This window comes from Moorena sp. SIO2C4, assembly GCF_010672485.1.
Classification (GTDB): Bacteria; Cyanobacteriota; Cyanobacteriia; order Cyanobacteriales; family Coleofasciculaceae; genus Moorena; species Moorena producens.
This window is the reverse complement of record NZ_JAAHGN010000022.1, coordinates 1-10,273: the sequence shown is the minus strand read 5'-3', so window position 1 is coordinate 10,273 and position 10,273 is coordinate 1. Positions and strand designations below refer to the sequence as shown.

Annotated in this window: 8 protein-coding genes; all 8 read left to right on the top strand. The window is 43.2% G+C overall.

From position 1 onward, the window contains the following. On the top strand, positions 1-814 hold an 814-nt coding region (locus F6K20_RS02540), incomplete at its 5' end, for a methyl-accepting chemotaxis protein (protein WP_287293571.1). Between the two features lie 473 nt (positions 815-1,287). Next, positions 1,288-2,040 carry a chemotaxis protein CheW gene (locus F6K20_RS02535; RefSeq protein WP_008187552.1) on the top strand — a complete coding sequence of 251 codons (753 nt, stop codon included), beginning with the start codon at positions 1,288-1,290 and terminating at the stop codon, positions 2,038-2,040. 62 nt (positions 2,041-2,102) lie between these two features. Beyond that, positions 2,103-2,243, top strand: coding sequence for a hypothetical protein (locus F6K20_RS02530; RefSeq protein WP_008187554.1), 141 nt, complete (start codon positions 2,103-2,105; stop codon positions 2,241-2,243). 74 nt (positions 2,244-2,317) lie between these two features. Then, positions 2,318-4,903: a hybrid sensor histidine kinase/response regulator gene (locus F6K20_RS02525; protein ID WP_287266734.1), complete on the top strand. Its 2,586-nt coding sequence runs from the start codon at positions 2,318-2,320 to the stop codon at positions 4,901-4,903. An 83-nt stretch (positions 4,904-4,986) separates the two neighbouring features. Then, positions 4,987-5,997 (top strand): chemotaxis response regulator protein-glutamate methylesterase, encoded by a 1,011-nt coding sequence (locus tag F6K20_RS02520; protein ID WP_008187558.1) that lies wholly within the window; start codon positions 4,987-4,989, stop codon positions 5,995-5,997. Between the two features lie 273 nt (positions 5,998-6,270). Further along, on the top strand, positions 6,271-6,867 hold the full coding sequence (locus F6K20_RS02515; RefSeq protein WP_008187560.1) for an IS607 family transposase: 597 nt from the start codon (positions 6,271-6,273) through the stop codon (positions 6,865-6,867). Between the two features lie 28 nt (positions 6,868-6,895). After that, complete coding sequence (locus tag F6K20_RS02510; protein WP_044494133.1) at positions 6,896-8,368, top strand: IS200/IS605 family element transposase accessory protein TnpB; 1,473 nt, start codon at positions 6,896-6,898, stop codon at positions 8,366-8,368. A 146-nt stretch (positions 8,369-8,514) separates the two neighbouring features. Further along, entirely contained in the window at positions 8,515-10,032 is a 1,518-nt protein-coding gene (locus F6K20_RS02505) for a response regulator (protein ID WP_008187565.1), read from the top strand. The last annotated feature ends 241 nt before the right edge of the window (positions 10,033-10,273 follow it).

The following is a 10,273-nucleotide window of genomic DNA, read 5'->3' as shown; positions in this document are numbered from 1 at the left end:
CCAAATGACTAGCTCCACTACCCAAATTGCTGCCTCTGGTAAGCAATTAGAAGCAACCATGACCGAACAATTAGCCTCCACCAACGAGGTGACAACCACAGCTCAAGAAATTGCCAATACCTCTGGGGAATTAGTGAAAACTATGGAGCAAGTCGCTCAGCTGTCTCAAATTACTGCTGATGCTGCTAGCTATGGTCAACAAGACCTGATGCGTATGGAAAGTACCATGCGTCACTTAGCCAATGCTACTAGTTCTATTTCTGCGAAACTGGGGGTGATGAATGAAAAAGCCAATAATATCAGTAGCGTTGTCACCACTATTACTAAAGTGGCCGATCAGACTAATTTACTATCCCTCAACGCTGCCATTGAAGCGGAGAAAGCGGGAGAGTATGGGGCGGGTTTTGCGGTTGTGGCTCGGGAAATTCGGCGGCTAGCTGACCAAACGGCAGTAGCTACCCTAGAAATTGAGACCATGGTAAAAGAGATGCAAGCGGCGGTGTCAACTGGGGTGATGGAAATGGATAAATTTAGCAAAGATGTCAGTACTAGTGTCGAAAATGTCGGCAAGATTAGTGAACAAATTGCTAAAGTGATTGAGCAAGTGCAGAGCCTAACTCCCCGGTTTGAGATGGTGAATCAAAGTGTGGAAGACCAATCGAAAAGTGCTCAACAAATCAGCGAGGCGATGGTGCAATTAAGCGAAGCATCACAACAAACGGCTGATTCTCTAAGAGATACTAATCATGCTTTGGAACGATTGGATAATACTGCCCAAGGATTACAAACAGAAGTTTCGGCGTTCCAAGTTTAGAAGTAAGCCGTCAGCCTTGGCCTTGGCCAAAAGGCCACGCTACGCGAATGGCCACGCTACTTGAGGTGCCTTCAGCTTTTTAATCACGGAAAACTGGCTCTGCCGAACTTACTATGTCAAACTCAAAACCTTCAACGATAACTATCCCGTGATTTTCTACCTCAATATCCTAAACTAACGGTCAATAGCGGTGCGACCCCGCGCTTTCGTGGGAGCGCTAGGGAATTCGCACCAAGAGGTTGACATTACCTAGCCAATCAAGAATGAAGGATGAAATTGGAATTGGAGGGATAGTATTGGAAATACTGTATCTTCCTAGAAGACTATCGTAAATATAGCGTTGATCAACTGTTCATTAACTAAGGAAATTACTCAATTATATTTAGATAATATCCAATTTTTTAATTATTAATTTTCGATGCTTAAACTAGCATAATAATTTTTGTTTATAAACTATACTAAAAAAAAACATAATGTCAATTTATACAAGTAATAAACCAAGTTTTAACGATTGTTGGAACCAAATCGGAGTGACAGGCGATCGCTCCTGCCCAGAACTAAAAACCTTCATTCATTGCCGCAACTGTCCGGTTTATTCTTTAGCAGGGCGCGGCTTGCTTGAACGTGAACCGCCTCCAGGTTACATTAATGAATGGACTAACTTACTGGTTTCCCAATCTGTCCCACAAGGTGAAAGTGCTCTGACACAACTAGGGGAAACCATATCCGTAATTATCTTTCGGCTAGGAGTAGAATGGTTGGCATTGTCGGCAAAGTTATTCAAAGAAGTAACCCAGCCTTGTGTTATCCACACCATCCCCCACCGCAGCAACGAGATATTACTGGGAATCGTGAATATTCGTGGGGAAATCCTAATGTGCGTTTCCCTCAGCAATCTCCTGGGTTTGGAAGATAATCCTGCTAACTCAGGTTCCGAGCAATCCAAAATCCAACAGCCCCTAACTCGAAAATCCAAAACGAATGTGAGTCCTGTCATGTATCAACGGATGGTGGTTGTGGAAATTGAGAGCAACCGATGGGTCTTTCCCGTTGATGAAATTTTTAGTGTTCAACGGTTTCATACTAATGAATTACTCGATGCACCAGCGGTTATTTCTAAAGCTACAGATACTTATACAAAATGGATAATTATCTGGCAGGATAAAAAGGTGAATTACTTGGACGATGAGTTATTGTTTTACACCCTCAATCGGAAGATTATGTAATCCAATGGGGTGATGGGGGTCAAGTGCTATCTATGTAGGTATTCAGGCGTCAGCTATCAGCTATGAGCTATCAGCTATCAGCTATCAGCTATGAGCTATCAGCTATCAGCTATCAGCTATCAGCTATCAGCTATCAGCTATCAGCTTTGGGTCTATGGCCACGCTACTTGAGGTGCGAACAGCTTTTGAATAAAATAAACTGACGGCTGACCGCTGACCGCTGACCGCTGAATGCTTAAAAAATATCATAAATCCAAACTCTAAACTCTAAAATCCTATGACAGACAGCGGACAAGATATGAGCAATTTCTCCATGTTGGATTTATTCCGCATGGAGGTGGAAAGCCAAGCAACGATATTAAATGACAATTTATTGGCTCTGGAAAGTAATCCTTCCTCCAGCCAAGAACTGGAATCCCTAATGCGTGCAGCCCATTCCATTAAAGGTGCTGCCCGGATTGTCCAAATTGATGCTGCCGTTAACATCGCTCATACTATGGAGGATTGCTTTGTGGCAGCTATGAATAAAACCATTACCCTCAAGGCAGATCACATTGATGTCTTGCTGCAAGGTGTCGATTTCCTCCAACAAATCAGCCAAGTTGATGAAGTGAATTTAGACCAATGGTTGTCTGAACATGGGCAAGCCATTGAAGGTCAGAGTATTGCGATCGCTAAAATTCTCGCACCAGAATCTGCACCCTCCTCCCCACAACAGCCATCTCCATCTCCTGCCCCTAGTACCTCCGGGCCACAGAAGTCGGAAAAACTAAGCGCTATAGATGATCCTTCCGAAGTTTCCACTCTCGATACTACGAATACAGCCATAGAGACTCATCAGCAAACTGTTGATCAGCAAACTGTTGATCAGCACCATCTAGATCAACAAAATATTGATCAGGTAGTAACTCACCAGGCTCAAACCGATTCTCCCCCTCAAGTACCTAGTCAGGAGTCTGACAAGACCACGATAGAGATTGAAAGTCAACCCTTGGAGCAGACTGTTAGCCACAAGCCTCAAACCCCAGTGGCTGCCAAAGACAATCAATCCTCATCTACCCCAAAAAATGATTTAACTGAGCAACCATCGATGGCTTTGGATAGTGCCAAAAAGCCGGAAGCTAAAGAGAGAGTTGTGCGAGTCAGTGCTGAAAACTTAAATAGCTTAATGGGTTTAGCTGGTGAATCCCTAGTGGAGGCGAATTGGCTACAACCCTTTGCTGATTCCTTGATGACCCTCAAGAAACATCAAATGGAATTATCGAAGATCCTGGAAAAATTACAGGATGCTTTAGCAATATCCCAGGTCAATCAAGTGGGGGAGGAATATCTGAAAGTCGCTCGACAAAAGGAACAGGAATGTCGAGAAATTTTAGGCGATCGCATGAGTGAACTGGAACTGTATGCTCGTCGCACTGCTAATCTTTCGGATCGTCTTTACCGAGAAGTGATTGCGTCTCATATGCGTCCTTTTGCTGATGGGGTACAGAGTTTTCCTCGCATGATTAGGGATATAGCCAGAAAGCTGAATAAAAAAGTTAAATTAGACATTACTGGCAAATCTACGGCAGTAGATCGAGATATTTTACAGAAACTAGAAGCACCACTGACTCATATTTTGCGTAACTCTGTAGACCATGGTATTGAACCTCCCCAAGAGCGTGTAGCAATGGGGAAACCAGCCCAAGGCACAGTGCGACTGGAAGCTGTTCATCGTGGTGGGATGTTATCGATTACTGTTGCTGACGATGGCAAAGGCATAGATCCAGAGAAATTGCGGGAAAAAATTGTCCGCAAAAAAATGATCACCCCAGAGATGGCAAGCCAGCTAGCTGAACATGAGCTGATGGAGTTTCTATTTTTGCCGGGATTTTCTACTGCTAAGCAGGTAACCGAAATTTCTGGTCGTGGGGTTGGTTTAGATATTGCCAAGAGTATGGCACAAGAGGTAGGTGGCACCCTGCGAGCTACCTCTAAGCTAGGACAAGGAACGAGTTTCCACTTCCAATTGCCTCTGACTCTATCAGTTATTCGTACCCTATTAGTGGATATATATGGTGAACCTTATGCGTTTCCGCTAGCACGAATTGACCAAATTTTCATGGTAGATAAAAAAGAAATTTCTGTAGTAGAAAACCGGCAATATTTTACCCTTAATGATGAAAACATTGGACTGGTAGCTGCCCACCAAGTCTTGGAGTTAGATGACTCTTATATCAAATCTGAAACCCTACCAGTCGTGATCATCAGTGACCAATCGAATCGTTTTGGATTAGTAGTTGATAAATTTTTAGGTGAACGGGATTTGGTGGTTCGACCATTAGATCCGAGGCTGGGCAAAGTTCAGGATATCAATGCTGCTGCTTTGATGGGAGACGGTTCGCCGATTCTAATTGTGGATGTGTCAGATTTAGTGCGCTCCATTGATAATCTACTCAATAGCCGCCAGTTGAACCAAGTCAGTGCTGATACTGATGATACTGATATCCAACAGCGGAAACGAATTCTAGTAGTTGATGATTCCATTACCGTGCGGCAAATGGAACGTAAGTTACTGGAAAACCAAGGTTATGAGGTGGAAATAGCTGTTAATGGCATGGATGGTTGGAACGCTGTTCGTACCAACCCTTATGATTTAGTTATTAGTGATATTGATATGCCCCGCATGAACGGCATTGAGCTAGTCAGCCATATTAAAAGCCATGATAAATTAAAATCAATCCCTGTGATTATTATTTCCTATAAAGACCGGGAACAAGACCGTATTCAAGGTTTGGAAGCTGGCGCAGATTATTATCTAACCAAGAGTAGTTTCCATGATGATTCGTTGTTGAATGCGGTGATTGACTTAATTGGAGATTAGTGATTAGTGATTAGTGATTAGTGATTACTCCCGACTCCCGACTCCCGACTCCCTTATAAAAAAGTAATCAGCATTTTTATGACATGAAAATAGCAATTGTTAATGATTCAATGATGGCAGTAGAAACCCTGCGGCGTGTCTTGATGGGGGTTCAAGACTATCAAGTAGCTTGGGTGGCTAGTGATGGTGCCGAAGCTATTGCCAAATGTACCAAAGACCTCCCAGACTTAATTTTGATGAATTTGACCATGCCAGTAATAGATGGGGTTGAGGCAACTCGCCAGATCATGAAACATTGTCCCTGTGCGATTTTAGTGGTAACCGCTAGCATCCAGCAGAATTCATCGAAAGTATTTGAAGCCCTTGGATATGGAGCCTTAGATGCTGTCAGTCTGCCAGTTTTGGGCACTCGCGGTAACCCAGATGCTGCCCAGGAACTACTTACTAAAATTGCTACCATTGGTAAACTGATCGGAAAATCCACCCCAAATTCAAAATCCCCAGCCCGAAATTCCCAACTCCATCTTCCGCCGTTAATCGCAATTGGTGCTTCGACTGGAGGACCAAAGGCTCTAGCAACGATTCTCTCCAGCATACCAGCAAGTTTCAGTGCAGCAATTGTGATTGTCCAGCATGTGGATCTGCAGTTTGCTTCAGGATTAGTGCAGTGGTTGAATAATCAGACACCCTTGGTAGTCCAGCTAGCGTCTGACCGTAGCCGTCCAGAAGTAGGGAAAGTATTGATTGCTGGAACCAAAGACCACCTGTGTTTAACATCGAATTTGAGGTTAACCTACACCAGCAAACCCAGTAATTATCCCTACCGCCCCTCCGTGGATGTTTTTTTCAAAAGTTTAGCCGAGTACTGGAAGCGCAAGGGCACGGCTGTGTTGTTAACTGGCATGGGTAGAGATGGAGCTGAAGGGCTAAAACTGTTGCGCTCTAAAGGTTGGCATACTATTGCCCAAGATAAAAGCAGTTGCGTGGTTTATGGGATGCCGAAAGCAGCAGCAGAGTTGAAGGCGGCGGTGGAAATTTTGCCCCTAGACGCGATCGCACCTGCCCTAATCAAAGGATTCGCTTTTAAGCCTTAGGTAAATTCCTATAGCTCAATTCCAATATCATTTTTATTGCACAACATTGATCTCTTATAATAATTCTTAACAATAACTGACTATTAATCACAATTGGCATGACATAGTTTTCCCAGTTTGCCCAGAGTATTGAACAAAATTTGATAAACTGCTAAACAAATTAGCTAACCCCAAGTTATTTATCGATGCTGTACCTGATCTGATTGATAGCCGCTTAACCAAGCCCAATCATATCGGGATATATTAGGATGTAACGGTACAATACGGACAAATATGTATCTTACTCCAACCGAAGCTCAAAAACGATATGGTTATAATCCCAAAACCCTAGCTAGATGGGCAGATGCAGGAAAAATCCAATGCATTAGGTCTCCTGGAGGTCACCGCCGCTATCTAGCTAGTTCCATAGATCGACTAATAGTTTGCGTTGACACTCGCCCTGTAGTCCTTTATGCCAGGGTTTCAACCAAGTCTCAATCGGAGGATCTAAATTCCCAGATTGAGTATTTGGGCAGGAACTACCCAAATTGCCGATGCTATTCAGAATATGGATCCGGATTGAACTTCAAACGCCGGAAATTTATTGGGCTAATGGAAAAAGTAGCGAACTCTGAAATCAAAACTATTGTCGTGGCTCACAAAGACAGACTGTGCAGATTTGGGTTCGATTTTGTCGAGTGGTTTTGCCATTTACATAACTGTCAAATAGTGGTGCTCAATAACACTTACAAGACCCCCCAGCAAGAGTTGATGGATGATTTTATGTCGATAATGCACTGCTTTAGTTCTAAGCTTTACTTTCTTCGTCGCTATGAAAAAGAAATTAAATCTACTGTCACCAAACTGGACAATACAGACAAAAAGCTATAAGATAGACACAAATAGCAAAGATCAAGCAATGACAGCAAAAGTAGGTATCAACAAAAAGATCTCAACTCAAGTCGTCCCGGTTGTCGGGATGGCAAAGTCGGTTGAGATTGAGCTGTTGTCTACGATGAAAAAGCTAGGAATCGTCAGGTCTGAGTCTTACCACAAACTAGGCAGCATAAAGCACTGGGGCTTAGACTGGAAAAAAGCTTACCCAGAAGTTAGAACTTTCAGAACTCCTGAGTCTCTGGGATTACCTTCAAAACTAATGGAATGGACTGTTAGTGATGTAGCGAAAGCTGTTAGGGCTCAACAGGCAGCTTGTGCTGATGCAGTAATCAAAAAAATTTACAAAAAGTTTCCTGGAAAAGATAACCAAAAGACAAGAAAAGAGTATGCCACGCAGCTGAAGACCTTAGCTCTTTTAGATAGTCCACTACTCCACAGGCTTGTAAGGATTGAGTTTCAGCGAGGACATTCTTGGGTCAAAAATCAGATAGTTTATCAGCAAGGAGGCTATAAGTGTAAGCGTATATCGCGAAACACCTACCAATTAGAAATAGCTGGACTCAGGAGAGGAAAAAGAAACAGGATATTAGTTAGGTCTAACCGAAAAATAAAAGGGCAAATCAGACTGATATACAACCAATTAGTGCAGCGCTTTGAAGTTCACTTCCTAGTTGACCATGGGAAAGTGTGTATCCCAGTTGACCGCCGCTCTGTTGGCGTAGATAAGGGATACACAGAAGCTTTCTTTGATTCAGAAGGGAAAGCTCATGGCAAAGGGTTGGGTAAGTTAGCGTCCAAGAAGTCAGATCGGATATGCGCTAAGAATCGGAACAGAGGAAAACTTTGGGCAATTCACAGGAAACTAGAAAAGATAGACCCGGCTAAGTCAGCTAGGATTTTAAAAAACAACCTTTCTAGGAAAACAGAGAACCGCCGTTATAGAAAAGACCAAACTGAAATATTATCAGTTATTGGTCAAGCCTCTAAGTCTTTATTTGGAGGAAAGGCATTAAAGGTTTTTGCAGAAGATTTAACACAACCAATTAAAAATAAGCGCCAGTCCAAGGCCATGTCTCGCAAGCTTAATAGCTGGATGAAAGGTCAAATGCGAGACTCTTTACAAAAATGGGCTGATTGGACTGGCTCCTTTGTAACAGAAGTCCAGCCGAGCTACACGTCGCCAGTTGACTCCATAACTGGAACCCTATTAGGGAAAAGGAGTGGGGACAGCGAACCCATATTTAATGGGGTCGTGTTGCCGGCTGACTGCAATGCTGCTAAGAACATCTTGGATCGGGGTATAGACTTCGAAATTTCTCGGTACTCTTCTAGAGCCGAGGTTCAGGCAGTATTGTTGCGCCGTACCGCGCGTTTCTTAAAAGGTATGGGACTGAGTCTTGCTGATGCAGTTGAGCTTGGATGGCTTGACTCTAAGCATAGTAAGACTCGGGCTTTTAAGGAACTCCTGAACGGGATTTCAGGAGCGCCCAAATAGATGAGTGGGAGGCTTAACTCCGATTGCTGCTTGACCACTCCTCACTTGGGCAACAATAAAATTTACCTTAACCGATTTGTAGGGACTTGTCCTAATAATCCCGGTTTAAGAGTATCCCAAAGCTGGACAAGGACATTACAAATAAAATGGTGACCCAAGAGCCGATTAAAGTCCTACTTATCGATGATCAGCCCATGATCGGCGAAGCCATCCGCCGCATGTTGGCTCCGGAAAAGGATATTATCTTCCGCTATTGTCAGGATCCAACTCAAACCTTAAAAGTAGCTAAGGAGTACCAACCAACGGTCATTCTACAAGACTTGGTCATGCCGGAGATGGATGGCTTGTTGTTAGTGCGTTTTCTGCGCTCTAAGGATTCGCCGACTAGACCTATTCCCCTGATTGTACTCTCAAGTAAAGAAGAACCAGTAATTAAAGCCAAAGCCTTTGGATTTGGAGCAAATGATTACTTAGTAAAACTGCCAGATCGGGTAGAACTAATTGCTCGGATTCGTTACCATTCCAAAGCCTATCTTAACTTCCTGAAACGAACCGAAGCTGAAGAGCAGCTTAAAGCTGAAAATCTGCGCCAGTCAAAGTATATAAAACAGGTAGAAAAGGTAACAGTAGCAGCCGCCGCTGTGGAAAATGATACCTTTGAGCCTGAAAATCTGGAGGAAGTAGCTGCTCGGAGCGACGAGTTAGGACGACTAGCACGGGTTTTCCGGCAAATGGTTCAAACGGTAAAAGCCCGTGAGCAAGAATTGACTCAAGCCAATGAAACTCTGGAAACCCTAAAAAATTCCTTTGCTCGGTTTTTCCCATTTGAATATCTGAATTTTCTGCACAAAGACAATGTGATTCATGTCCAATTAGGCGACCACGTTAGTAAAGAAATGGCGGTGATGTTCAGTGATATTCGCTCCTTTACTACCATTTCTGAGAGTATGACACCAAAGGAAAACTTTGACTTCGTCAATGCCTATCTTAAGCGTGTTAGTCCTGAAATTCGCAATCACGATGGCTTTATTGTCAAATTTCTTGGGGATGGCATGATGGCAATTTTCCCTGATGGCGCTGATAATGCTGTCTGTGCTGGAATTGCCAAGCTCAAAAAAGTCCACCAATACAATCAAAAGCGTGAAGCCAACGGTTATTTACCGATTCAAGTAGGGATTGGTATCCACTATGGTCACATGATGGTGGGGATGGTTGGAGAGACATTCCGAATGCAGGGGGATGCTTTTTCTGATAATGTTAACTTGACCGCTCGTTTGGAAGGCTTGACCAAGTTCTATGGGGTTTCTTTCTTAATTTCCCAGCAAACCTTAGAGAAATTGAGCAATCCAAATCACTATCAAATTCGGTTTCTAGATCGAGCAATTGTTAAAGGTAGAAATGAACCCCTTGCCATCTATGAAGTGCTGGATGGTGAGACGGAGGCAGTTAGGGAATTGAAGTTAAAAACGCAACTGGAATTTGAACAAGGTTTAGAGTGTTATCGCACTCAAGGATTTGACAAGGCTTTAGAATATTTTAATCACGTGTTAATGGTGAATCCTTTGGATAAGACCGCTGCCTTATATATGGAGCGAATTAATCAGTTGATGGCCCAAGGGGTGCCACAGGATTGGGATGGAGTTTGGCGGTTTACCAAGAAGTAAGCTATCTGGATTAATGGGAGTAGGGAGTAGGGAGTAGGGAGTAGGGAGTAGCTGACAAGGGTAGGTTTTTTAGTTTGGAGATAGGTAATAGGTAATAGGTAATAGGTAATAGGTAATGGGTAATGGGTAATGGGTAATGGGTAATGGGTGATGGGTAATAGGTAATGGGTAATAGGTAATGGGTAATAGGGGGAGCATGTCACTTATGCCTAATATTTGTACATTATCTAGCCCCCTCATG